Source organism: uncultured Bradyrhizobium sp., assembly GCF_947648125.1.
GTDB lineage: Bacteria > Pseudomonadota > Alphaproteobacteria > Rhizobiales > Xanthobacteraceae > Bradyrhizobium.
Genome location: NZ_CANSMR010000022.1, coordinates 25,838 through 50,110, shown reverse-complemented (window position 1 = coordinate 50,110; position 24,273 = coordinate 25,838). Strand labels below are relative to the sequence as shown.

Annotated in this window: 22 protein-coding genes; 8 read left to right on the top strand and 14 right to left on the bottom strand. The window is 65.3% G+C overall.

Annotated features, from left to right (window positions below; translation table 11 throughout):
• The first annotated feature begins 255 nt into the window (after nucleotides 1–255).
• Together Q0030_RS29960 and Q0030_RS29955 are read left to right on the top strand one after the other, a co-directional pair.
• On the top strand, nucleotides 256–1,242 hold the full coding sequence (locus tag Q0030_RS29960; RefSeq protein WP_298375438.1) for a lysylphosphatidylglycerol synthase transmembrane domain-containing protein: 987 nt from the start codon (nucleotides 256–258) through the stop codon (nucleotides 1,240–1,242).
• A 10-nt stretch (nucleotides 1,243–1,252) separates the two neighbouring features.
• Entirely contained in the window at nucleotides 1,253–2,263 is a 1,011-nt protein-coding gene (locus Q0030_RS29955) for a glycosyl transferase (RefSeq protein ID WP_298375436.1), read from the top strand.
• Nucleotides 2,264–2,330: 67 nt separating this feature from the next.
• On the opposite strand, the gene Q0030_RS29950 is transcribed toward Q0030_RS29955, so the two are convergent.
• From Q0030_RS29950 to rfaD, 6 genes are all read right to left on the bottom strand, one after another.
• Nucleotides 2,331–3,272 carry an NAD-dependent epimerase/dehydratase family protein gene (locus tag Q0030_RS29950; protein WP_298375433.1) on the bottom strand — a complete coding sequence of 314 codons (942 nt, stop codon included), beginning with the start codon at nucleotides 3,270–3,272 and terminating at the stop codon, nucleotides 2,331–2,333.
• Nucleotides 3,269–4,483, bottom strand: coding sequence for a glycosyltransferase family 4 protein (locus tag Q0030_RS29945; protein WP_298375431.1), 1,215 nt, complete (start codon nucleotides 4,481–4,483; stop codon nucleotides 3,269–3,271). Before Q0030_RS29945 ends, Q0030_RS29950 begins: the two co-directional genes overlap by 4 nt.
• A gap of 48 nt (nucleotides 4,484–4,531) precedes the next feature.
• Nucleotides 4,532–6,445, bottom strand: coding sequence for a nucleoside-diphosphate sugar epimerase/dehydratase (locus Q0030_RS29940; protein WP_298375428.1), 1,914 nt, complete (start codon nucleotides 6,443–6,445; stop codon nucleotides 4,532–4,534).
• Between the two features lie 83 nt (nucleotides 6,446–6,528).
• Nucleotides 6,529–7,821, bottom strand: a complete 1,293-nt coding sequence (locus tag Q0030_RS29935) for an O-antigen ligase family protein (protein ID WP_298375425.1) — start codon at nucleotides 7,819–7,821, stop codon at nucleotides 6,529–6,531.
• Nucleotides 7,818–9,290: a D-glycero-beta-D-manno-heptose-7-phosphate kinase gene (gene rfaE1 / locus Q0030_RS29930; protein WP_298375421.1), complete on the bottom strand. Its 1,473-nt coding sequence runs from the start codon at nucleotides 9,288–9,290 to the stop codon at nucleotides 7,818–7,820. The genes Q0030_RS29935 and rfaE1 overlap by 4 nt, the downstream gene beginning before the upstream one ends.
• A gap of 18 nt (nucleotides 9,291–9,308) precedes the next feature.
• Complete coding sequence (gene rfaD, locus Q0030_RS29925; protein WP_298375419.1) at nucleotides 9,309–10,289, bottom strand: ADP-glyceromanno-heptose 6-epimerase; 981 nt, start codon at nucleotides 10,287–10,289, stop codon at nucleotides 9,309–9,311.
• Between the two features lie 135 nt (nucleotides 10,290–10,424).
• Here rfaD and waaF point away from each other — a divergent pair, with 135 nt between their 5' ends.
• Complete coding sequence (waaF, locus tag Q0030_RS29920) at nucleotides 10,425–11,489, top strand: lipopolysaccharide heptosyltransferase II (RefSeq protein ID WP_298375416.1); 1,065 nt, start codon at nucleotides 10,425–10,427, stop codon at nucleotides 11,487–11,489.
• Here waaF and Q0030_RS29915 read toward each other — a convergent pair.
• The gene (locus Q0030_RS29915) at nucleotides 11,471–12,511 is read right to left on the bottom strand and encodes a glycosyltransferase family 4 protein (protein WP_298375593.1); all 1,041 of its coding nucleotides are present in this window, start codon (nucleotides 12,509–12,511) and stop codon (nucleotides 11,471–11,473) included. The genes waaF and Q0030_RS29915 overlap by 19 nt on opposite strands.
• Nucleotides 12,512–12,648: 137 nt before the next feature.
• Between Q0030_RS29915 and galE the strand changes: the two genes are divergently transcribed.
• Complete coding sequence (gene galE / locus Q0030_RS29910; RefSeq protein ID WP_298375413.1) at nucleotides 12,649–13,662, top strand: UDP-glucose 4-epimerase GalE; 1,014 nt, start codon at nucleotides 12,649–12,651, stop codon at nucleotides 13,660–13,662.
• Nucleotides 13,663–13,770: 108 nt separating this feature from the next.
• A complete protein-coding gene (locus Q0030_RS29905; RefSeq protein ID WP_298375410.1) occupies nucleotides 13,771–15,582 on the top strand; it encodes an ABC transporter ATP-binding protein in 1,812 nt (603 codons plus the stop codon).
• Nucleotides 15,583–15,585: 3 nt separating this feature from the next.
• On the opposite strand, the gene Q0030_RS29900 is transcribed toward Q0030_RS29905, so the two are convergent.
• A complete protein-coding gene (locus Q0030_RS29900) occupies nucleotides 15,586–16,779 on the bottom strand; it encodes a dipeptidase (RefSeq protein WP_298375407.1) in 1,194 nt (397 codons plus the stop codon).
• 147 nt (nucleotides 16,780–16,926) lie between these two features.
• On the opposite strand from Q0030_RS29900, the gene Q0030_RS29895 reads away from it, so the two are divergent.
• Entirely contained in the window at nucleotides 16,927–17,628 is a 702-nt protein-coding gene (locus Q0030_RS29895; RefSeq protein ID WP_298375404.1) for a fumarylacetoacetate hydrolase family protein, read from the top strand.
• A 60-nt stretch (nucleotides 17,629–17,688) separates the two neighbouring features.
• Here the strand turns inward: Q0030_RS29895 and Q0030_RS29890 are convergent, their stop codons facing one another.
• Nucleotides 17,689–17,955: a hypothetical protein gene (locus tag Q0030_RS29890; RefSeq protein ID WP_298375402.1), complete on the bottom strand. Its 267-nt coding sequence runs from the start codon at nucleotides 17,953–17,955 to the stop codon at nucleotides 17,689–17,691.
• A 182-nt stretch (nucleotides 17,956–18,137) separates the two neighbouring features.
• A complete protein-coding gene (locus Q0030_RS29885; RefSeq protein ID WP_298375399.1) occupies nucleotides 18,138–18,371 on the bottom strand; it encodes a hypothetical protein in 234 nt (77 codons plus the stop codon).
• Between the two features lie 57 nt (nucleotides 18,372–18,428).
• On the opposite strand from Q0030_RS29885, the gene Q0030_RS29880 reads away from it, so the two are divergent.
• Nucleotides 18,429–18,863, top strand: coding sequence for a hypothetical protein (locus Q0030_RS29880; protein WP_298375398.1), 435 nt, complete (start codon nucleotides 18,429–18,431; stop codon nucleotides 18,861–18,863).
• A 3-nt stretch (nucleotides 18,864–18,866) separates the two neighbouring features.
• Here the strand turns inward: Q0030_RS29880 and Q0030_RS29875 are convergent, their stop codons facing one another.
• The 3 genes from Q0030_RS29875 to Q0030_RS29865 form a co-directional block, all read right to left on the bottom strand.
• The gene (locus tag Q0030_RS29875) at nucleotides 18,867–19,244 is read right to left on the bottom strand and encodes an SPW repeat protein (protein ID WP_298375397.1); all 378 of its coding nucleotides are present in this window, start codon (nucleotides 19,242–19,244) and stop codon (nucleotides 18,867–18,869) included.
• A 25-nt stretch (nucleotides 19,245–19,269) separates the two neighbouring features.
• Nucleotides 19,270–20,604, bottom strand: coding sequence for an MFS transporter (locus Q0030_RS29870; RefSeq protein ID WP_298375394.1), 1,335 nt, complete (start codon nucleotides 20,602–20,604; stop codon nucleotides 19,270–19,272).
• Between the two features lie 182 nt (nucleotides 20,605–20,786).
• Nucleotides 20,787–22,475: an NAD-dependent malic enzyme gene (locus Q0030_RS29865; protein ID WP_298375391.1), complete on the bottom strand. Its 1,689-nt coding sequence runs from the start codon at nucleotides 22,473–22,475 to the stop codon at nucleotides 20,787–20,789.
• A gap of 381 nt (nucleotides 22,476–22,856) precedes the next feature.
• Between Q0030_RS29865 and Q0030_RS29860 the strand changes: the two genes are divergently transcribed.
• The gene (locus Q0030_RS29860; RefSeq protein WP_165124580.1) at nucleotides 22,857–23,012 is read left to right on the top strand and encodes a hypothetical protein; all 156 of its coding nucleotides are present in this window, start codon (nucleotides 22,857–22,859) and stop codon (nucleotides 23,010–23,012) included.
• A gap of 93 nt (nucleotides 23,013–23,105) precedes the next feature.
• Here the strand turns inward: Q0030_RS29860 and Q0030_RS29855 are convergent, their stop codons facing one another.
• Complete coding sequence (locus Q0030_RS29855) at nucleotides 23,106–24,035, bottom strand: aspartyl/asparaginyl beta-hydroxylase domain-containing protein (protein ID WP_298375384.1); 930 nt, start codon at nucleotides 24,033–24,035, stop codon at nucleotides 23,106–23,108.
• Between the last annotated feature and the right edge of the window lie 238 nt (nucleotides 24,036–24,273).

The following is a 24,273-nucleotide window of genomic DNA, read 5'->3' as shown; positions in this document are numbered from 1 at the left end:
TGGGAAGCACGATCCGGGCAGTCACGCGCCCCCACGCGTCTGGTCGGATCTTACCGGTCTTGTAAACTCCCGGTGAACGGCTGGCCGTCCCCCGGTCCGGCATCTTTAGCCGCCCCTTCGCGCCTGCCGCAATAGGGTCCAGTACGGGTATTGCCAGATCGCTGCGGAAACCATACCAAGGCGGCGAATTTGGGCGCGCGAAAGCGTTTTGCGCTGTTTTTGACACATCCTGAAAACCTGGCAGCGCGAACGGAAATGCGCCGAATCCTGCTTTCGACCGTCAAGATCCTGATCTCGGCTGCGCTGCTCTATTTCTCGCTGCGCAAGGTCAACCTGTATGACCTCGCCTCCCGCATCCAGGTCGAGAGCCTGGGCTGGCTCGGCCTCGCGATCGCGGTCACCTTCCTGCAGATCTTTCTCGGGGTGTTGCGCTGGCGCGAGATCAGCGTGGAGTGCGGCGCACCGCTGGAAACCGCGCAGGCGATGCGCTTCAACGTGATCGGCACATTCTTCAACCAGACACTGCCGTCCTCGATCGGCGGCGACGCCGTGCGGCTCTGGCTTGTCGCGCGCGCCGGTGCGGGCTGGCGCGCAGCCACCTATTCGATCTTCGTCGATCGCGCGGTCGGACTGATCGCCCTGGCCGTCGTCATCGCGGCCACCCTGCCCTGGAGCTATCGGCTGATCGCCGATACAAACGGCTGGATGGCGTTGCTGCTGCTCGACCTCGCCGCGCTTGCGGCCGGATTTGGTTTCCTCGTGATCGGCCTGTTGCCGTGGCCCTGGCTGAAGCAGTGGTGGGCAACGCACCACATCCACGCCTGCGCGGTCATCGCGAACCGGGTGTTGTTCAGCCGCCAGCACGGATTGCGGGTCGCGACCCTTTCGATCGCCATTCACGTGGTGACCGTCGTGATCGGCTGGTGCGTGGTGAAGTCGATCGCGGCCCCCGTCACCTTCGGCCAGATCTTCCAATTGTTACCCCCGGTCATGCTGATCACGATGATGCCGATCTCGATCGCGGGCTGGGGCGTGCGCGAGGCCACGATGGCGCTCGCCTTCGGCTATGCCGGCCTGATCGCGAATGAGGGCGTCAACATCTCGCTGCTGTTCGGCGCGGTGTCGTTCGTGGTCGGTGTGTTCGGCGGCCTGGTGTGGATCCTGAGCCCGGAAAAGGCCGCCAAAGGCGCCGAGCCGATCGAAGTCCCGGGATCGCCATCGCGAATCCCGGGATCGCAGTGACCGGACCAGAATGAGCAGTTTCGAGACCCTCCTGTCATTGATCGCAGCGGTGCTGGCCGCATCGATCTCGGCCGTCCTGATCCGGGCGACGCGGCCTCTGCTGCTGCGCGTGGCGCTGGCGAAGCCCAACGCGCGCTCGTCGCACCGCATTCCAACGCCGCAGGGCGCCGGCATCGCGGTCATCGCAGCCACGCTGCTGGCGGGCGGGATCGTCATGATGCTGGCCGGATCGCCGGACCTTACGATACCGATCGCGGTGTTCGCGGCCTGCCTGTTCATCGCGGTGGTGGGCTTTGCCGACGACATCCGGTCGCTGCCCGTCGTCCCGCGGCTGGTGCTGCAGGCGGCCGCGGTTGCGGCCGTGGTGTTTTCGGCGCCGGCCGATCTCAGGCTCGTTGCGGCCTGCCCGGCCTGGCTCGAACGCGGCCTGCTGCTGATCGCCGGCCTCTGGTTCGTGAACCTCGTCAACTTCATGGACGGGCTCGACCTGATGACGGCGGCCGAGGCCGTGCCGATCACGGTGGCCGTCGCCCTGCTCGGCAGCTTCGGCCATGTTCCCGCTGCTTGCGCGCTGGTCGCGGCAGCGCTGTGCGGCGCGCTGCTCGGCTTCGCGCCGTTCAACCGGCCGGTGGCAAAGATATTCCTTGGCGATGTCGGCAGCCTGCCGATCGGCTTGCTGCTGGGCTGGTGCCTGCTCGAGCTTGCCCTGCATCAGCAATTCGCCGCCGCCCTGTTGCTGCCGTTGTATTATCTGGCCGATGCGACGGTCACGCTGTTTCGCCGCATCGCGCGGCGCGAGCCGTTCTGGTCCGCGCACCGCTCGCACTTCTATCAGCGCGCGACCGACAACGGATTTGTGGTGTGGCGCGTCGTCGGCGAGGTCTTTGCACTCAATGTGGTGCTGGCGCTGCTCGCCTTCGCCTCGGTCGCCCTCAATTCGCTCGCAGCAGACATCGTCGTGCTGCTGGCAGGCGCGCTCGCCGTCGCATGGCAACTGCGCAGGTTCTCGCGACCGTTCTGATCGGGCCAGAGCGTTTTCCAGCGAAGTGGATACCGGTTCGCGTGAAGAAAACGCGTCAAAATAAGATCTAGATATCCGTTCGGCGCAGCGCGCGCCTCAGCCCCTCATCGAGGCTGATCGGCTGCTGCCATCCGGTGCTCGCGACCTTGGACAGATCGAGTTCCAGCGAGGCGAACAGGCTGTCATAGGCTTCCTTGCGGCCGCCCACCGTGAGCGACACCTTCAGGAGCGGCGACGGCAGCCAGAACAGACGCGGCGAGGTTTCTGCGGCGCGGGCAAGCCGCTCGACGAACTCCCGCGTCGAGACCTGCTCGCGGTCGGCCACCAGAAACACGTCGTATTCACTCCCCGGGTGCGACAGCCGGTGCAGGATAAACGACGCCAGGTTTTCCGCCGACAGGAACGCACGGCGATTCTTCACAAAAGCGAGCGGAAGCGGCATGCGATTGATCACTGCACGCTTGAGCAGGGCGAAATTTCCTTTCGCGCCGGCGCCGTAGATCAGCGGCGGCCTGATCACGGTCACCCTCATGCCGCTGCCCGGCACAATCCCCTTCAGACCAACTTCGGCGGCCGCCTTCGAGTTTCCGTAGAGGCCGCGCGGTGTCAGGACATCGTCCTCGCGAAACGGCGGGCGGCCGTAATTGCTGCGCCCATGCACCAGGATCGTGCTGACAAAAATGAAATCCCGAACGCCCGCCGCAACAGCGGAACGCGCCAGGTGCAGCGTGCCCTCGATATTGACGTTGCGGTAGAGCTCGATCGCCTGTTCATCGGACTGCTGGTGAACGCGAGCCGCAAGGTGAACAACGGCATCCACGCCATCGAGCGCGGCGCGCCAATCGGTGGCGGGACTGAGCGAGCCGATCGCCACGTCGTTTTCATCTTGCAGCGGGGTGCGCACCGCGCGGCGCACCAACCAGCCGTTCTGCTCCAGCTCCGGCACCACGTGGCGACCGACAAAGCCGCTCGCACCCGTCACCAGAACCGTCGGGCGCCGATCATTCATGCTGTCCGCTCCGCATCGTGATTGGATAACAGCTCCGCGACCAGCGCGGCGTAGCTCGACAGGGCCCGCTCGGGGCTGAAGGTCCGCGCGGTCGCGACGGCGCGCTCGGCCATCGCGGCGTCCTGCGATTGCGACGCCATCCTGATCGCATCTGCGAGTTGGTCGGGCCGTCCCGGCGTGACGACCCAGCCCAGCCGGTTTTCGCTGACGGTCAGCGCGGCCTCGGCTTCGGGTTCGGAGACCAGGATGACGGGCCGGCCGGCTGCGAGCAGATTATAGAACCGGCTCGGGACCGATACACCAGCAACGTTCTTGCGATAGGGAATGAGCCAGACGTCCGCGCTGGAGAGCAGCGCATCGAGTTCGCCATCCGCGACGCGCTCGACCAGCGTGACGTTGGCGAGCTGCGCCTCTGCCTGCATCTCCTTCAGCCGCGCAAAGCCCATGCCCCATCCCGACAGCAGGAAATGGATATCGCGCTCGTCGCGCAACAGCCGTGCGGCCTCGAAGACGATGTCCGGATCGTGGGTGAAGCCGAGATTGCCGGACAGGCCGACGACGAAGCGGGCGGCGATCGCCTTGCGAAACGGATTATCGGGGCTGACGGGACGATTGCCGGGGTCGAGCGTGGCCCAGTTCGGGATGAACCTGATCTTGTCCGGTGTCATTCCGTGATAGCGCAGCAGCAGCCTCTCGGCGTCGCGGCCGATCACGATGACAGCGTTCAAGGCACGAAACATCAGCGCGTTGACCGCGCGCATCGCCCGCGCAACCAGCGAGGACGGCCGCAGCAGCCCGGCCATCACCAGAACATCCGGAAAAAGGTCGTGCAGGATCAACGCCGACTTGGCCCCCTTCAACCTCGCCGCGGCAGCAACCGCATAAGGAAGCGCGAAAGGAGCCGTCACCGTCAGCGCCACGTCGCCCCGCTGCAGTCGCGACAACAACGCAAAGAACATACGCACCGTGAACAGCGCCTCGGCCAGTGCGCGCTTGATCAGCGCCGACTTTCCCGGCAGCCAGTTCCTGATCTCGACGACGACAGGCCGCCCCGGCGCCGGCGCCCGCGCCGAGCCCGGCATCCCGGACACCACCACCACCTCCGCCTCCTGCGCGATCCGTTCGGCGATCGCGGACATGATCGCGGCGGTCGTGCTGTGGTCCGGCGGATAATGCTGGCTGGCGACCACGACTTTTCGAGAACTGGGCATCAATGGCTTTCGAAACGGTCCTGCCTGATCGCCCGCAGGACGGCGCGGTCAGGCGGCATTCGATCCGAACTCGGGCACGGCGTCCTGAAGGACGGCACGGATGGTCACGCGGTCATCTCTCTCGATCGCATCTTCCAGCGCCGCGAGCCACTTGCGCAGCGTCGACATCGGAGGCTGGTTCGGCTTGGCGGCCATGACGCCGGCGACGCCGATCTCGAGCGTCGGCTCCTGGCTTGCGAACAGGATCTCGTTCAGCCGCTCGCCGGGACGGATGCCGCTGAACACGATCTCGACGTCGACGCCCGGTTGCAGGCCCGACAGGCGGATCATCCGCTCGGCGAGATCGACGATCTTCACCGGCTGCCCCATGTTCAGCACATAGACCGAGACGTCAGGCCGCGCCGGCGTCATCGCGTGCGTCGCGGCGGTGATCACGAGATCGCAGGCTTCGCGGATCGTCATGAAATACCGGACCATGTCCGGATGGGTCACCGTGATCGGTCCGCCGGCCTCGATCTGGGCCTTGAACTTCGGCACCACGGATCCGTTGGACGCCAGCACGTTGCCGAACCGCACCGAGATCAGCCGCATGTGCGACTTGCCTCTGGCCTCGGCCATCAGGTCATGATCCATCGCCTGACAGTACATCTCGGCGAACCGCTTGGTCAGGCCGAGCATCGACACCGGCTCGATCGCCTTGTCGGTCGAGATCATCACCATGGCGCTCGCGCCCGCGGCACGCGCCGCATCGGCGACGTTCACCGACCCGAAGATGTTGGTCTTGACCCCTTCGCTCCAGTCGCGCTCCAGGATCGGCACATGCTTGAGCGCCGCGGCATGGAACACGATGTCGGGCTTGAACTCGCTCATCAGGCGCGTGATGCGCTCGCGATCCCTAATGTCCGCGATCCGGCCCTCGATCTCGGGGCCGGCATCGCGCGCGGACAGCGCCTCGGTGACCGCATAGAGCGCCGGCTCCGAGTTCTCGACGACCAAGAGGCGCGCCGCGCCGAAGGTCGCGACCCTCTCGCAGATCTCCGCGCCGATCGAGCCGCCGCCGCCGGTCACGATGACGGATTTGCCCTTCACCAGCGTCTCGAGCCGTGCATAGTCTATCTTCTGGCTCGGGCGCAGCAGCAGGTCTTCGACCGCGACATTGGTGAGCCGTGGCGTATCGCCGCCCTCCAGCGACGGCAGGCGGCTGACCATCAGACCAAGCCGCTTGGCGCGCATCAGCACGCTTTCCGGATGCGCATCCGGCTCGAAGGCCGAGGGCGTCATGACCACGCGCTTGATCGGCCGCTGGCGGCTTTCGAAATCCCGAATCACGGCTTCGATATCATCGACGCCGCCGACCACGGGAATGTTGCGGATCATCTGGCCGCGGTCCGCGGCCGACGGCGAGAGCACGCCGACCGGCCAGAGCCGCTTGATGGCGCCGTTCTCGATGCCGCGCAGCACGACTTCCGCGTCGGCCGTGCGTCCGACCAGCAGCGCCGACGCGGCATTGTCGGATCGGGCATGAAGTCGCGTGCGCGAATAGCGGAAGTAGCGATAGCCGAGGCGCAGCGCGCTCAGCGCGAACACCTCGAGGAAGAAGAACAGAATGATCGTGACGCGGCCGAGGAACACTGGACTTGGCGAATTCGCCCCGGTGAAGAAGTAGACGTAGTCCACCACGACCAGTGCCAGCGTCAGCACCGCGGCGACCCGCAGGATGTTCACCGCGTCCGGCAGCGAGGTGAAGCGCCATTTCGCCGTGGTCAGATTGGAGAAATAGCTGACCACGACGCTGAACAGCACGAACCAGGGCAGAATGCGCAGCAAATGCGGCAGCCGATCGGTAAGCAGGCTGCCCTCGAAGCGCAGATAAAAGCTCGCCAGCAACGCAAACGTCGTCGCGAGCGCGTCATGTGCCAGAATCAGGAAGTTGCGCGTGGTGAATTGTGAAAGGCGCGTCATCTAACGGACGGGTTGCTGGCAACTGGGAGTTCGCGACGGGACATTGGCAGGCTGTAGCGTATCTGCGGAGCCCATGCCAGCGATCATGGACGGATCGGAGGCTCGGGTTCCATATCCGTCCCCAATCGCCCCTTCAACGCCATGCCGCCCGCAACCCCGACGCCCAGCACATACATCCAGCCTTCATGAAAGTCGAAGATGTGTGAATTAAACAATGAACTTGAAATATTCTGTACCACGACGAGAAGCCCGATCCAGTTGACGAGACCGTCGCCGCGGAACAGCAACAGGTGCAGCAGCCACATCGCGTAGAGTATCGCTACACCCACAATGCCCCACTGCACGGCGACGTTCAACGTTTGATTGTGGGGGTTTCCGATCACCTCACTGGAAGCCTGGTTCACGCCGCCGGCCGCGACGCGCTCGAACAGGCCCCGCGTCGAGCCGGTGCCATGGCCGATGACCGGAGCCTCGGCAAAGAAGCCGAGCGATTTGCGCCAGAATTCGAGCCGCAAACCAAGCGACGTCGGCTCGTTGCGCTCCATGTAGAGCTTGTAGTCGCGCTGGAATGAATCGGCCGTCGCGCGCAGTTGCGGCGAGGTGTACCACGCCGCCACGGACAACGCACCGGCCGCACACGCAATCAGGACAATGCTGCGCCAGCGCAAATGCAGCAGCGCAAACGCCGCGAACATGATCGGAATGGTCACCAGCGCGGTCCGCGACACCACCACGAGCGCCATATTGGCAAGCAGGCTGAGCGCAATCCCAGTCAGCAACACGGCCGGCAGGACGCGATTGGCCCGCAACAGCATCACGATCGGATAGGCCAGCGCGACCGCGCACAGCGTGAACTCCTGGCTCTGGTCGATGTAGTTCTTGACGAAGACGCCCTGCTCGCCGGGGGCCGGCGCCCTCAGCGCGAGGTGGGGATAGGCAAGCACCAGCCACGACATCAGCATCAGCAGCGTGCAGGAGACGAGGAAAGCCACGAACACCCATGTCCCGCGGCTCGAGCGCTGGAAGTGATAGAGCAGGACGGGAAGCACCAGCAGCTTTGCGGTCGGCCCGACCGCGTACAATCGCGCGCCCCAGGCGGCGTCCGACCAGAGCGTGCCGGTGAGCGCGAGGCAAAACAGCGCGATCGGCGCCACGCAGATTGGCCGCTTCAGCAGCGTCCAGAACGCCCGCAGGTCGACGGTCGGCGCAATCGAGATCAGCAGCACCACGCCGAAGATGCCGACCAGCGAGGTCGACCACGGCAGCGACACCGCAATCAGGACCGCGACCACATCGGTCGTGGTCTGCCAGCGCGCCGGATCGCGCCAGGCCGGGCACGCCGCGGCGCCTGCCGGGGATGCGATGCTCGCGCTCACGCCTTGCCCTCACGGGCCCGGGCAACCAGCGACGTCGTGCTGTGGCCCTGGAGGACTTCGACCAGCACCACCTCGCCGCCGGCGGCCTCGACGATCTCGTGGCCGACCACCTGCTCACGGGTATAGTCACCGCCCTTGACCAGCACGCTCGGCCGCACCTTCGTGATCAGGTTGATCGGCGTGTCCTCCTCGAAGATCGCGACGAGGTCGACCGCTTCCAGCGCCGCCAGCACCTCGGCCCGGGCGCGCTCGTTCTGCACCGGACGCCCCTCGCCCTTCAGCCGCTTCACCGAGGCGTCGCTGTTCAATCCGACGATCAGGCGGTCACAGGCGCTGCGCGCGCCGGTCAGCACCTTGACGTGGCCGGGGTGCAGGATGTCGAAACAGCCATTGGTGAAGCCGATCCGCAGATCCTGCCTGCGCCACTCCTCGAGATATGCGTCGATATCGCCCCCGGCCGTGACGATCTTCTCCTCGGCCGCCAGCGACGCGTGCGGCAGGATCTTTCGCCGCAACTCGGCGGACCTGACGATCGCGGTACCGGTCTTGCCGACCGCGACCGCACCTGCCGCACTCGCGATCCGCAGCGCGCCGTCCCAGTCGGCACCAGCAGCCAGTGCCAGCGCCAGCGCCGCAGCAACGGTATCGCCGGCGCCGGAGACGTCGCGCACCTTGACCGGCAGCGCCGGCACGTGGATCGAACCGCCGTCCCGCGTCACCAGCGTCATGCCGCGCTCGCCCTGCGTCACCAGCATCGCCTCGCAATCGGCGAGGACCATCGCATCGGGTGCGGCCTGCGCGATGCTGTCCTGGTTGTCGGCACGGCTGCGGGTGGCCTCGGCGAATTCCTTCCGGTTCGGCGTCAATACGGTCGCGCCGCGATAGATTGCAAGATTGGCGCTCTTCGGATCGACGATCACGCGCTTGCCCGCCTGGCGCGCGGCGTCGATCACATTGCGGATCACGCGCGCGGTCAGCACGCCTTTGGCATAGTCGGACAGCAGCACGATGTCGGCGCGCGCAAGGCGCGGCAGGATCGCATCGATCAGCCGCTGTTCGATGGCCGGCGCGGCCGGTGCGGCCAGTTCCCAATCGGAGCGCAGCATGTGGGTCGAGAACTGTTCGGAGACGAAGCGCACCTTGCGCGTGGTCGGGCGGGCGGCGTCGCGCACCAGCACGGTCTCGATGCCCGCCTCTTTCGCCAGCGCCTCGGTCAGCACCGTGCCGGCGGCATCCTCGCCGATCAGGCCGACGAAGATGCAGCGGCCGCCGAGCGCGGCGATATTGCGCGCGACGTTGCCGGCGCCGCCGATATTGATCTCGCTGCGCCTCACCGCGATCACCGGCGCCGGCGCCTCCGGCGAGATCCGCGACACCTCGCCATAGACGAACTCGTCGAGCATGAGGTCGCCGACGCAGAGCACGGTCTGGCCGGACATTGCACGCGAGATCGCTTCAAAATCGAACATCAGTCACCGTCATCCGCTCTAGCGATAGCGATCCGCGCGATCGAGAAAGCCGTTCACATAGGCCCCGACCGCGTCTTCCAACTGCGTAAAACCACCATTGTATCCGGCGCGCCCGAGACGATCGACGACGCCCTGGGTGAAATATTGGTAACTGCCGCGAATCTGCTCGGGCATGTCGACATACTGGATGTTCGGCTGCAGGCCGAGCGCGCCATAGGCCGAGACGATCAGGTCCTTGAAGCTGCGCGCCTTGCCGGTGCCGACATTGAAGAGGCCGGAGACCCTCGGCGTCGCGATCAGCCACGTCATCACCCGCACGACATCATCGACATAGATGAAGTCGCGGCGCTGATCGCCGTCGGCGATGCCCTCGCGATGCGACTTGAACAGCTGCACGACGCGGCCCGCTTTGATGTCGTCGAAGCGGCGCGCCAGCACGCTCATCATTGGGCCCTTGTGATATTCATTCGGGCCGAACACGTTGAAGAATTTCAGCCCCGCCCATTGCGGCGGCAGGGGTTCGCCTTTCGCCGCGCGCTCGGCGACGGCGAGGTCGAACAGGTTCTTGCTCCAGCCATACAGGTTCATCGGCCGCAGACGCTTGAGCGCCTCCACCGAACCATCGTCGTCGAAGCCCTGGTCGCCGTCGCCATAGGTGGCGGCCGACGAGGCATAGATCAGCGGGGTTCCGGTGGCGGTACACCAGTCGAGCAGCCGCATCGAGAGACGGAAATTGGTCTCGATCACCAGATCGCCGTCGGTCGCGGTGGTCTCCGAGATGGCACCGAGATGGAGGACGGCATCCAGCCGACGGCCCTGCAGCCAAGCCAGCAACTCGGCCGGCGGCACGAAGTCGGCGATCTGGCGCTTGGCCAGGTTCCGCCACTTGCCGTCGCCGCCAAGGATGTCGCAGACCGCGACGTCGCTGCGCCCGGCGTCATTCAACGCGGCCACGACGTTCGATCCGATAAAACCGGCGCCCCCGGTTACCAGAAACATGATGAAATCCCGCCAGATTCCTTTGCAGCCGCCAGCTTTGCCCCACTCCTGCGCCACAGGCAACGACGGCTTTACCTCACATCGCGAACCGGTTACCGACTTGGCCGCGCCGATCCGGCTTTGGCCCGTTTAGAAATGAATATTGATTCAGTATCTGACATCGAAACACAGGATACCGAGGATACCAGACCGATCCTCGTCGTGCCCTATGTTTGGATCGGCGATTTTGTGCGCGGCCACACCGTGGTCAGGGTGCTCCGCAAGCGCTGGCCCAACCGGCCGGTCGACCTCCTGACATCTAGGCTTTGCGCCCCTTTGGTCGATTATATGCCGGGCGTTCGCGCCGGTGTCGTGTTCGACCTGCCGCGTAGCCGGCTGGCGCTGGCCCGGCAGCGGGCGCTGGCGGCCGAGTTTCGGAAGCGGAACTACGCCACCGCGCTGGTGCTGCCGCGCACCTGGAAGGCGGCCATCGCGCCGGCCCTGGCGGGCATCCCGGAGCGGGTGGGCTTCTTTGGCGAGGCGCGGTTCGGCCTGATCAACGCGATGCGTTGGGGCGAAAAGAAGCAGCCGCGCTTCATCGATAAGAACGCCATCCTGGCGCTGCCCGACGGCGCCTCCCGGCCACCGGAATGGCCGGTGCCGCAGCTGCGGGTTCCCGCCGACGAGGTCGGCCGATGGCGGCAGGCCAACGGCCTCGGCACGGGCCCGGCCATCGCACTCGGACCCGGCTCGGTCGGGGTCTCGAAACGCTGGACCAATTATCCGGAGGCAGCGCGGCTGTTCTCCGAACACGGCTTCGACGTCTGGGTGGTCGGCGGCCCCGGCGAGAAGGCGCTGGCGCAGGAGATCGCGGCTGTCGGCGGCGCGCGGGTCCGCGATCTCACCGGCACCGATCTGCGCAACGGGGCGCTGGCGATGGCTGCGGCCAGCGTCGCTGTGACCAACGACTCCGGGCTGATGCACATCGCGGCCGCGATCGGCACCCCGACCATGGGCATCTTCGGCCCGACCGACCCCTATCTCTGGGCGCCCCTCAACGGCCTCGCCGCCACGGTGCGGCAGACCAAAAGCAAGCTGCCGTGCCAGCCGTGCCAGCGCACGGTCTGCACCATGAACGACCATCGCTGCATGCGCGACATCGCGGCCGAAGACGTCGTCGGCATCGCCGAGCGCGTGCTGGCTCAGATCAGCGCGCGATAGACCGCCGCGATCGCGCCGGCTTCCGCATCGAGGCTGAACTTATCCACAACTCGTTGGCGCGCCCGCGCCGCCATCGCAGCGGCCGACGCCGGATCGCGCATCAAGGGTTCGAGCGCCGCCGCCAGCGCGTCGGCATCGCCGGGCGGCGTCAGCACGCCGGTGACGCCATCCTCGACCACGAACTCGGCGGCGCCCGCGCGCGCGGCCACCAGCGCCGCACCTGCCGACATCGCCTCGATCAAGGTCAGGCCAAAACCTTCATTGCGCGAGGTGAAGGCGTAGATCGTCAGCCGCTGGTACCAGCGCACGACATCCTCGATCGGCAGCTCTCCCGTGATAATGATGCGCGATTGCAGGCCCGCGGCCTCGATCTTCCGCTTCAGCTCATTGGCAAAGGCCAGTTGTTCCGGCACCACCGCGCCGACGATGACAGCGGTGAAATCGGGATAGCGCGGCAGCAGCCTGCACATCGCTTCGACGAACACGTCACTGCCCTTCTGCGCACGCACCCGCCCGAAGCAGCCGATCGCATAGCGCCCGGGCAATCCGCTCTCGGCAAAGGCGTTCGCGCGATCGGCCGGCGGCGCATAGCGGTCGGTGTCGACGCCATGCATCACCACGGTGGCGTCGCGCTTGAGATAGGAGGCCGACAGCGGGCTGGTGGCGATGATCGCATCCATGTTGCGGATCAGCCAGCGCGTCAGCCAAGTGTGATGGCGCTGCGCGGCTGACGTGAACAGCAGCTTCAGCGGCCAGCCGAGTGCGCGCAGCGCGAGCCCAACGATCATCTCGTCATTGCGCCGGGCGTGCCAGATCAAAGGCCGCGCGCGCCGCCACAGCCGCATCAGATCGGCAAATCCCATCGCGTCGATGCCGTCCGGCCGATGCGAGCCGAGCCAGCCTGCGCGAAACATCTTGGCAAGCTTCGGCGCGACCATGCGGTTGGTCGCGGTGACACCCGAATAGCGTCGGTGCAGATTGGGCACGATGAGCACGAGCTCGCCGGCAGGTGTGTTCTCGATCGGCACGCAAGTCTCCGTTTCGTGCCAGTTCCTATACGCAACATTAAGCATAGTGGCCAGTTCGGCCGCGGCGAAACCCCCTCTTCACCGCACTCCCGCTAGCATCACCCGTTAAAGATATCGGGAGAGCTCTATCCATGACCGTGCTTGTGACCGGCGGTGCCGGCTATATCGGAAGTCACATGGTTCATGCGCTGGTCGATGCCGGCCAGAGCGTCGTCGTCGTCGACAATCTTTCCACCGGCTTCTCCGCGTTCCTGCCCGAAGCTGTTCCGCTGTTCATCGGTGACGCCGGCGACGAGAACCTCGTCGAGGGCGTGATCGCACAGCACGGCATCGACAGCATCATCCATTTCGCCGGCTCGGTCGTGGTGCCGGATTCGATGCGCGATCCGCTCGGCTACTACCGCAACAACACCATGACGACGCGCAGCCTGCTCAACGCGGCGGTGAAGGGCGGCGTCAACCGCTTCATCTTCTCCTCGACCGCGGCGGTCTACGGCAATCCGGACCAGGTGCCGGTGCCGGAGATCGCACCGACGCGTCCGCTGTCGCCCTACGGCTCGTCGAAGCTGATGACCGAGATCATGCTGCACGATGTCGCCTCCGCCCATGGCATGAGCTACGTCGTGCTGCGCTACTTCAACGTCGCCGGCGCCGACCCGAAGGGCCGCGTCGGTCTTGCCACCATCGGCGCCACCCATCTGCTCAAGATCGCAGTCGAGGCCGCGACCGGCCAGCGCGCCAAGATCGACGTATTCGGCACCGACTATCCAACCCAGGACGGCAGCTGCGTGCGCGACTTCATCCATGTCAGCGACCTCGTCGAGGCTCATCGCTCGGCGCTGTCCTATCTGCGCGCCGGCGGGCAATCGGTGACGATGAACTGCGGTTACGGCCGCGGCTATTCCGTGCTCGAGACCATCGAGGCGATGCGCCGGGTCTCGATGCGCAATTTCGCGGTCGCCTATGCCGCGCGCCGGCCGGGCGACATCATGACCATGGTGGCCGATACCACCCGGATCCGCTCGCTGCTCGACTGGACCCCGCGCTACGACGATCTCGAGACCATCGCGAGCCATGCGCTGGCCTGGGAGGAGAAGCTGTTCCGGGAGCGCGGGGGCGCCGCGCGACAGGCAGAATCGGCCTAAAAATCAAGCCGTTATCAAGCAGTTATTGTGCTTGAAAAAGCCCCGCCAAGCGGGCAAGGAGGTCCGCAACCCTGACGGCCGGCGCTGCCCGCCGTCAATGGAACGCGGATGGCTCAGTTTCCAAAGAAAATTACCGACGATCCCTATGGCGCGGCGATCCTGATTCGCCGTCTGGTCACGGAACAGGGGATCACCTACTGGCGGCGCTATCTGACGGCGTTCGCCCTGATGGCCGTTGCGGCCGGCTCGACGGCCGGCGCCACTTACGTGCTCGGCCAGGTGATCAACCAGGCCTATGTCGACAAGAACATCCCCGGCATCGCGATGTTTGCCGGGGTCACGGTGGTGCTGCTCTTCATCAAGGGCGTGGCGACCTATGGCCACATGGTGATCCTGTCGAAGATCAGCAACGCCATCCTGGCGCGGAACCAGCGGCAATTGTTCGCCAAGCTGATGAGCGAAAGCATCGGCTTCTTCTCGCAGCGGCACTCCTCGGAATTCCTGGCGCGGCTCACCGCCGGCGCCAAGTCGATCACCGATGTGCTCAACATGCTGGTCAATGCGATCGGCCGCGACTTCCTGATGCTGATCAGCATGGTCGCCGTCATGGTGTGGCAGGATCCGCTGATGTCGTTCATCGGGCTCGTGGCGGTGCCGCCGGCGATGCTGGTGCTGCGCAAGCTGGTGAAGCGGATCAAGGGTCTCGCCTACAACCAGTTCACCGGCACCGCCGACATCATGGAGACGATGCAGGAATCGCTGCAGGGCATCCGCACCGTGAAGGCGTTCACGCTGGAAGGCACCATGCAGCAGCGGATCGACGAGAACATCGCGATCGTCGAGCGCAACGCCAACAAGATGGCGCATGTCGCCAACCGCTCCAACCCGCTGATGGAGATGCTCGGCGGCTTCGCGGTCGCCGGCTGCCTGATGTATGGCGGCTACAGTGTGGTGGCGCTCGGTTCCACGCCGGGCCAGTTTTTCACGTTCCTGACCGCCTTCCTGATGGCGACCGAGCCGGCCAAGCGCCTGGCGCGGCTCAACATCGACCTCAACAGCCAGCTGGTCGGCGCGCGGATGCTGCTCGAGGTCGTCGACAGTCCCGCAAGCGAGCAGGCCGACGACGACAAGCCGGCGCTCAAACTCTCCGATGCGCGGATCGAACTGCGCGACGTCAACTTTGCCTATCGCCCCGGTGAGCCGGTGCTGAACCACTTGAGCTTCATGGCCGAGCCCGGCAAGGTCACCGCGCTGGTCGGTCCCTCCGGCGGCGGCAAATCGACGGTGCTCGCCCTGCTGCTGCGTTTCTACGAGACGCGCGAGGGCGACATCCTGATCGATGGGCAGTCGATCCTGTCGGTCTCGCGCAAGTCGCTGCGCCAGCAGACCGCCTATGTCGGCCAGGACGTCTATCTGTTCCGCGACACCATCCGCGCCAACATCGCCTTCGGCAAGCCAGGCGCCACCGAGGCCGAGATCGTCGACGCCGCCAAGGCCGCCTGCGCGCACGACTTCATCATGAGCTTCCCGCTCGGCTACGACACGCCGGTCGGCGAGCACGGCGCGCAACTGTCCGGCGGACAGCGCCAGCGCATCGCGGTCGCCCGCGCGCTGATCAAGAACGCGCCGATCATCCTGCTCGACGAGGCCACCGCCGCGCTCGACTCGGAGTCCGAGAAGCAGGTGCAGGAGGCGATCGAGCATCTCTGCCAGGGCCGCACCACCATCGTGATCGCGCACCGCCTGCACACCATCATGCATGCCGATGCGATCCTGGTGGTCGAGGGCGGCGAGATCGTCGAGCGCGGGCGTCACGAGGAGCTGCTGCGCCGCGGCGGCCGCTACGCCTCGTTCTTCCGCCTGCAGCACCACCACGACCCGTCACCGCTGGCCTTGGCGCCGATCAGCGCCACCGGCTGAGGTTCATCCCTTCTCGTCCTTGGCGACAATGCCTGCGCGCAGCACGCGCAGGACATTGCCGCCCATGACCTTGCGGATGTCGTCCTCGGAGAACCCGCTCGACATCAGCGCCTGGGTCACGGCGGCAATCCCGCTCGCGTCGAAGCCCGTGGTGGTCGAGCCGTCGAAATCCGAGCCGAGCCCGACATGGTCGATCCCGACCAGGTCGCGGACATGGGCAATCGCCCGCGCGACATTGTTCGGATCGAGCGAACAGACCGCGCCCTGCCAGAAGCCGATGCCGACGACGCCTCCGGTCCGCGCGACACCTCGGACCTCATCATCGGTGAGATTGCGGTTGACCTTGCAGGTCGCCTGAACGCCGCCATGGCTCGAGACCACCGGGCGTGTCGCCATCGCCAGCACATCGGCGACCGCCGCGTGGCTTGCGTGGGCGAGATCGACGATCATCCCCTTCGCCTCCATCCGCTGCACGACCTGCCGACCGAGCGGCGTCAGTCCGCCTTTCGCAACGCCATGCATCGAGCCTGCGACGTCATTGTCGAAGAAGTGCGCGAGACCGGCCATCCTGAATCCGGCGGCGTAGAGCACGTCGAGATTGTCGATGTTGCCCTCGAGATCCTGCAGGCCCTCGATCGACAGCATTGCGCCGACCACCGTCGTGCCGTTCTTGCGATCCGCGAGCAGGCGATCGATGTCGGCCGGTGTGGTGATCACGCGAAGCCGCCCAGTGGACTTGTCGGCGAAGCTGTGCAGTTTCTCGGCGTGCCATAGCGAGCGCTGCAGCAACGAGAACCATGTCCGCATCGGCTGCAGATCGACGATGGCGAGGCTCGTGATCGTGTCGGTGTCGCCGGCGTTGGCATCATAATTCTGGCCCTTGGGCGACTTGGTCACCGACGAGAACACCTGCAATGCGTAGCGGCCCTCGATCAGCCGGGGCAGGTCGATATGCCCGCGATCGGACCGCGCGATCAGGTCGCGCTTCCACAACAGGCTGTCCGCGTGCATGTCCGCCACATCGAGCGTCGCCTGCAAGGCCTGCGCGGCGGGCGTGATATCCAGCACCACGCGCTGGACCTTGTTCTGGCCCCGGTCGATCCGTTCCGGGGTGACCACAAAGAAGCGGACAGCGGAGGCGAACAAGACCGCGACAACCAGCGCAAGGCCGACCGAAAGCCATCTGCGCATCGGCATCACCGCTCTCGCCGGCCAAGGGCGGCCGCGCTCGGCGGAAAGCTGGCCTCACCTCTGCGCCGGGTGCAGCCGCAGCCCCTAGCCCCCAGCGCCGTAACCGCGTAAATACGGCCCGCGCTCCCTCCTTCAACCCTCCGGGACCCGTTCATGAACGCCGCCTCCACCGTCATTCCGCTTCCCCCGCAGCCCTCGCTCCCCGTCATCGGCGAATCCGGCACCTATCCGGTCCGCCGCATCTGGTGCGTCGGCCGCAACTACCTCGAGCATATCAGGGAGATGGGCAATGACGAGCGTGCGCCGCCGTTCTTCTTCGGCAAGCATGCCGACATGCTGGTGCCCGATGGTGCGACGATCCCCTATCCGCCGCTGACCAAGGACCTGCATCACGAGGTCGAGCTGGTGGTGGCGATGAAGAGCGGCGGGCTCAACATTCCCGCCGACAAGGCGCTCGAGCATGTCTACGGCTATGCGGTCGGCATCGACCTGACCCGCCGCGACCTACAGATCGCCTCGCGCAAGAAGGAGCGGCCCTGGGAGATCGGCAAGTCGTTCGACTATTCGGCGCCCTGCTCCGCGATCCAGCCGGCCTCGAAGATCGGCCACCCCTCCAGCGGCAAGATCTGGCTCACCGTCAACGGCAAGGAAGCGCAGAAGGGCGACCTCACCGAACTGATCTGGAACGTGCCTGAGATCATCTGGCAGCTCTCGCAGCAGGTGAAGCTCGCCGCCGGCGACATCATCATGACCGGCACGCCCGCCGGCGTCTCGCAGCTGCAAGTGGGCGACAAGCTCGAATGCGGCGTCGACGGCGTCGGCACGCTGAAAGTATCGATCGGCAAGCCGGAGTAACTCCGGATCCGATCCACCAGCAGACCGCGGCCCCGAAACAAATTCGGGGCCGTTGTTTTTTCAGAATTGCTCGTGGCCGGGATGATTGGGGTCGCCGAGATATCCGCCACCTCCGCTGCCACCCGCACTGTCACCGCTGTAACCCGTTCCGAGATAGGGCGGCGGATCGACCGGCTGACGATGCGGGCCGCCCGAACCGCCCGGGGGCAGTTTCGCGCCGACATTCTTTGGCGGCGCCATGTGAAGTCCGCCGGCCTGCGCAGAGCTCAGCGCGGTCACGCCGAACGCGACAACGGCAGCGAAGGCAACAAGCAAATTGCGTGTCATGCGACGTCTCCTTGAACTCGGGCCGGGGCACCATGCGCCAGCTCCGACGCCGCACGCTTCGCACGATCGCACTGGCTTGGCTGTGAGGTGGGTCACGCCCATTCCGCGGCCACTTCCCGGCGACATCGCATCGCCCGGGAAACCCCGGACCAGAGGTCCGGGGCTTTCCGCTACGCGCGTGGTCAGCGGATCGTGCCGGGCATGCAGGGCGGCTCGGTGAAGGGCGCGGTCGCGAACGATCCGACGTTCGGCGCGCGCACGCAATCAGTCGTCTTGCTGCTGACCGGTGTCGTCGTTGTCGTCGTCATCGAAGCATGGGCGCGCCGCACCGCAGCATTGTTGCTGGCGGCGGAGGCCTGAGCCGAGAACGCAGCTGCCGCAACCAGGGCAAGCGTCACGAAGGTCAATTTGGTCATTGGGTTTCTCCGCACGTGGATGAAGCCGACCAAGCTCGGCTCCTGTGATCAAGGAGCGTGAATGCCGGGAAATTATTTCATCACGCGCGATCACCGAACCGCGAGCGCCTGATCACATCAGACGGACCGGGGAATACGGGAACGCGAGAGGCACTCCATTTCATCAAGGCCGCGCACAAACGCGGCGATGACGGTATGGAGATTCTCATGAGCGATCTTCGACGACTTGGCAGAGGACTTGGCAGAGGACTTGGCCTGGCTGCAATCCTGTCCGCAACCATGGCGACCTCTTGCTTCGCACAGGCGACGGTCCAGGCGCCCAGTGCATTTGCCTCAAACGAAACCGCGACCCGGCCCTGGTCGGCGCCGGTCGGTCATCGCCAGCCGCGCGCCGCCGACATTCCGGCAGCGGCGGCGTCATCGCAACAGATCATCGATCAGGAAGACGCGATCGTCGACCGCAAGATCAAGGGCATTTGCCGCGGCTGCTAGCTTCTAATGCTTTGCTGCGGCCTGCGGCGCGGCCGGACCGAGATGCGTCTTCTCGTACTCCAGCCACAGCTCGAGCAGTGCCATGAATGCGACCACCGCACCCGCGGCGATGGCAAAATGCATCGCGCGGGTGTGCGTGAAGCCGAGCAGCCAGGGCGAGGCGATCAGCCAGCATCCGACGAACAGGTTGATCCATTCCTCCCAGATCGAGAACGCGACGATCGCTGCCAGCGACATGATCGCGATCGCGGCACCGCTGATCCTGAGATCGATCGCCGCCGTCGGGTTAACGTGCGCAAACAACCACGGCGCAGCGAGCAGGAAGATCGCTGCGACGAGGTTATAGAGATCGAGCGCGGATTCCTTTCGCCATTTTACCATCTGCTTCTCCCATGCTGTCTCGAGCTCACCGCTGATGTGCGGCCGCGGCATTGATGTCCTTGCCGGTGTAGTCAGTCATCAGTGCGGTTGCGACCAGGGTGATGACGGCGCAGAGCGCGATGTAGAGCGCGATCGCAATCGACGAATGATAGGTACCGAACAGCCAGGCGGCGATCAGCGGCGCCGGACCGCCGGCGATCACCGATGCGAGCTGGTAGCCGAGCGAGGCGCCGCTGTAGCGCAGGCGGCCGGTGAAGCTTTCGGCGATCAGGGCGGCCTGCGGCCCGTACTGCATGTCGTGCGGAATGAGCGAGAGAATGATCGCGAGGAAGATGATCGACTCCGATCCGGTATTGAGCATCGCGAAGTAGATGAAGCCGAAGATGCCGGTCACCAACGCGCCGATCATGTACATGTTCTTGCGGCCGATCTGGTCGGACAGATGCCCGAACACCGGGATCGAGACGAATGACAGCACCGAGGCCGAAAGCACCGCGGTCAGCAGGAAGTCGCGCGACATGTGCAGCGTGCCGATGCCATAGGAGAACACGAAGGCGGTGAAGATGTAGAACGGCGCCTGCTCGGACATCCGCGCGAAAGCCGACAGCAGGATCTCCTTCGGATGGTCCCGGATCACCGTCAGCATCGGCGTGCGGTCGAGCTGACGCTCGGCCACCAGCTTGGCGAACACCGGCGTCTCCAGAATGCCGAGCCGGATGTAGAGGCCGACGCCGACCAGGATGATGCTGAGCGCAAATGGAATGCGCCAGCCCCATGCCAGGAACTGGTCGCCCGACATCTGGCTGAACGCCAGCACGGCAAGGTTGGCGAGGAACAGCCCGCACGGCACGCCGAATTGCGGCCATGACGCGATCAGGCCGCGGGAGCGATCGTTGCGCGCCCATTCCATCGACATCAGCACCGAGCCGCCCCATTCGCCGCCAACCCCGACGCCCTGGATGAAGCGCAGCACAGTGAGGATCACCGCGCCCCAGATACCGATGCTGGAATAGGTCGGCACCAACGCGACCGCCGCGGTCGCCAGTCCCATCAACAGCAGCGTCGCGATCAGCGTCGACTTGCGGCCGATGCGGTCGCCATAATGGCCGAAGATCGCGGCGCCGATCGGCCGCGCGATGAAGCCGACCGCATAGATGGCGAAGGCTTCCAGCGTGCCGACCCAGGGATCGGAATGCGGAAAGAACAGCTTTGCGAACACCAGGCCGGTGACGGTGCTGTAGAGGAAGAAATCATACCATTCGATCGCGGTCCCGATCGTGGAGGCGATGACCGCGCGGCGCATCTGGAGCTGATGCTCAGCTGGCGAGAGTTGGTTGGCGTCGAGGCCCAGTGTCGTCATGGGAGCGTCTCCTCGGACAAGCCCCCCGGATGGATTTTGACCGTTTAGGTCGTTTGAGTACGAACGATATGGCGGCAAGGAAGGTTCCATCAGAATGGAACGGAGCGCCTAGAACTTTAGTCGGCCGTGGCGACGACCAAGGCCATCGCCTGCCCTGCGGCGGCGCAGAAGGGTCGCGCCGACTAGGCCCGATTGCCGCGCCGATACGGTACGTAGCGCGGCGTCCAGACCTTGGCCTGGATGCGCGCCTCGACCTGGTCGATCGGGATATCCTTGGCGAGCCCTTCCTTGTGCGCCTGCAGCGCGACCGCCAGCGCAACCGTCAGCGACACATCGCGCAGCGCGCTGACCGGCGGCAGCAGATTGTGCTTCGGGTTGTTGCGGGCCGGCGAGACGCTGGCCAGCGCCTTGGCGGCAGCCATGAACATCCCGTCGCTGACCCGGCTCGCGCCAACCGCGAGCGCGCCGACACCGACGCCGGGAAAGATGTAGGAGTTGTTGGTCTGGTCGACCTTGAAGCGCGCGCCGTCGCGCATGATCGGCGGGAACGGGCTGCCGACGCCGATCAGCGCCCGTCCCTCGGTCCACGCTTCGATATCGGAAGGCGTCGCCTCCTCGCGCGAGGTCGGATTGGACAGCGGGAAAATCACCGGCCGCTGGTTGCACTCGGCCATCGCGCGCACGATCGGTTCGGAGAACGCGCCAGCCTGCCCGGAGACGCCGATCAGCACGGTCGGCCTGGCGTTGCGCACCACGTCGAGCAGCGCGATCTTGTCGGGATGGCTGAGCTGCCAGCCCGCGATCGCCTGCCTGCTCTGGACGAAAGGCAGCTGGAACGAGGCGAGCCCGCTCATGCCATCGAGCAGCAGCCCGTCGCGGTCGACCATGAAGAATCGCTTCGCCGCCTCGCTCTCGGACAGGCCGGCATCGATCATTGCAGCGCGGATCAGGCTGGCGATGCCGCAGCCCGCAGAGCCCGCGCCGAATACAGCGACGCGCTGCTCGGTCAGCGGCACGCCGGTGACGTTGATCGCCGAGAGCAAGGCGCCGGTCGCGACCGCCGCAGTGCCCTGGATGTCGTCGTTGAAGGTCAGCAGCCGGTCGCGATAGCGCTCGAGCATGCGCGTCGCGTTGTTCTTGGCGAAGTCCTCCCATTGCAGCAGCACGCGCGGCCAGCGCTTCACCACCGCCGCGACGAACGCCTCGATGAAGTCGTCATAGGCCTGACCGCGGACGCGCTCGTTGCGCCAGCCGACATAGAGCGGATCGGCCAGGCAATCGGGATTGTCGGTGCCGACATCGAGCAGGATCGGCAGGGTCGTCGCCGGGTGCAGGCCGCCGCAGCCGGTGTAGAGCGCGAGCTTGCCGATCGGGATGCCCATGCCGCCGGCGCCCTGGTCGCCGAGGCCGAGGATGCGCTCGCCGTCAGTCACCACAATGGCCTCGACGTGATCGAAGCGCGGATGAGCGAAAATGCGGTCGATCCGGTGCTGGTGCGGAATGCTGAGGAACAGCCCGCGCGGCTTGCGAAACAGCCGACTGAATTTTTGGCAGCCCTCGCCGACCGTCGGCGTGTAAACGATCGGCAACAGCTCTTCCAGGTTGCCGACCAGGAGCGCGTAGAACAGCGTCTCGTTGGTGTCCTGCAATTCGCGCAGAAAGGCATAGCGCTCGATGTCGGTCTCGTAGCCGCGCAACGCCTCGAGGCGGCGCGAGACCTGCTCGTCCAGTGTCAGGATATTGGGCGGCAGCAGGCCGTGCAGGTCGAACGCCTCGCGCTCGGCCTCGGAGAACGCGGTGCCCTTGTTGAACTGCGGATCGGCCAACAGCTCATAGCCGCTCAGCGCGGTGGTGGCGAAAGTCTCCGACATGACAAGGTCCCCTCAATGCGAAATGCCTGATGGAACCCTATCACGCCCATGTAACGGATCGGAGCGCGAAGGCACCGCGCCGCGCAAAAGTTGAACGGTGTCCATCAACATACCTTGGTATAGCCTCCCCGATTCCTTGTGATGCCCTCTGCTTACGCTCGTACAGTTGAGCGATGGCGAGCGATTCTTATGCTCGCGGCTACGCCAACGGATGCACGGCTCACAACGTCTCTCCACTGGCGCGAGCAACGACAGCAATTCTCGGCGGGCGCGAGTGCGTTCCAAAATCTGTGATCGGGATCACGGCTCCGAGGAGTGAAGCGCAAGACCATCATGCGAGGCAAGTGCCGACTGGAACGCGGATTCTCGAGGAACACTCAGATGATCGTCAACATTCAGAAGCTGAACGGCCTGTGGCACCTCATCGTCGGGTCGTGCAAGATCCGAACTCCGTTCCTGGAGACCCAGGACCGGGAGTCGGTCGTCGCCTACGCCAGGCGCGTCTACCCCGGCGCCAAGGTCTTCGAACGCGACTGATACTGTTGCACCTCACAGTTCAAGCCGCAGACAAAAAGCCCGGGAGCATGCTCCGGAGTTTTTTTGCTTTCAGCGTGGGCAATGCCGCTGCCTTCACCGCAGCGCCGACACCACGATCAGGCCGAGGATCAGCGCGGTCACGGAATACTTCAGCGTGTAGTACACGTTCCGGTTCCACTCCTTGACCTTGCGGCTGGCGAGATGGATCTCGTAGAGCTTGCCGAACACCTTGTTCAGCGCGCCGACATGCTCGCCGTCAACGTTCTGGGTGGCAGACGCCTTGACGATGTTGTGGCTGACCCAGCGATTCATCCTGGTCATGAAGCCGTACTTCATCGGGCGCTCGACGTCGCAGAACAGTATGATGCGGTTGACGTCGGTCTTGTTCTCGGCGCTGTGGATGAAGGTCTCGTCGAACATGAAGGCTTCGCCGTCACGCCAGACGCATTCGACGCCGTCGACCAGGATGCGGCATTCATTCGAGTTCGGCGTCACCAGGCCAAGGTGATAGCGCAAGGAGCCCGCGAAGGGATCGCGATGCGCCCCGAGCTTGCCGCCGGGTGGCAGCATCGCGAACATCGCGCCGTGCACGTTCGGAATCGAGTTGAGCAGCTCCACCGTCTGCGGGCACAGCGTGCGCGCCGACGGCAGGAAGTCGTCGTACCATTTCAGATAGAAGCGCTTCCAGCCGCTCTTGAAGAACGAATGGAAGCCCCAATCGTTGTTCTTGGCGGCGGCGCGGATGAAGCCCTCGTCGAACAGGCGCGTCGCCTCGTCGCGGATCGTCTCCCAATTGTCGGAGAGCTTCTTGAGCTCGGGAAACTGCTCGACCGGGATCACCGGCGTGTTGGGCACCGCGGAGCCCGCATACATCAGCACATTGTAGGGCGCGAGGTAGGTCGAGTGATCGCCGAGCTGGCGGGCGAACCGCAGGCGGTGCTTGCCGCGGAAGTGAACGTAGAGCGTGGAGGCCGCCAGCACGTAGAGAATGACGAGCTGCGGCGCGAAGAGTTGTCTCAACATGATCCGTCTATGATCGCGGCTCGCCGATGCTCTCCATGCACCGCCCCGTAGCAGCCTAGACCCTCGATGGGCGGCTTAGCCCCGGGCGGCGAAACGCAACGCCGTCCGCGAAAATTCCCCTGTTTCATAGTGACTTGGCACTGCTGCTGAATTCTGGCGCGAGCCCGAAGCCCAACCGCGGTGCCATCCCGGATGAGCCATGTAAGCGCTTACTCACCGAATGTGAAGCACCGCCACA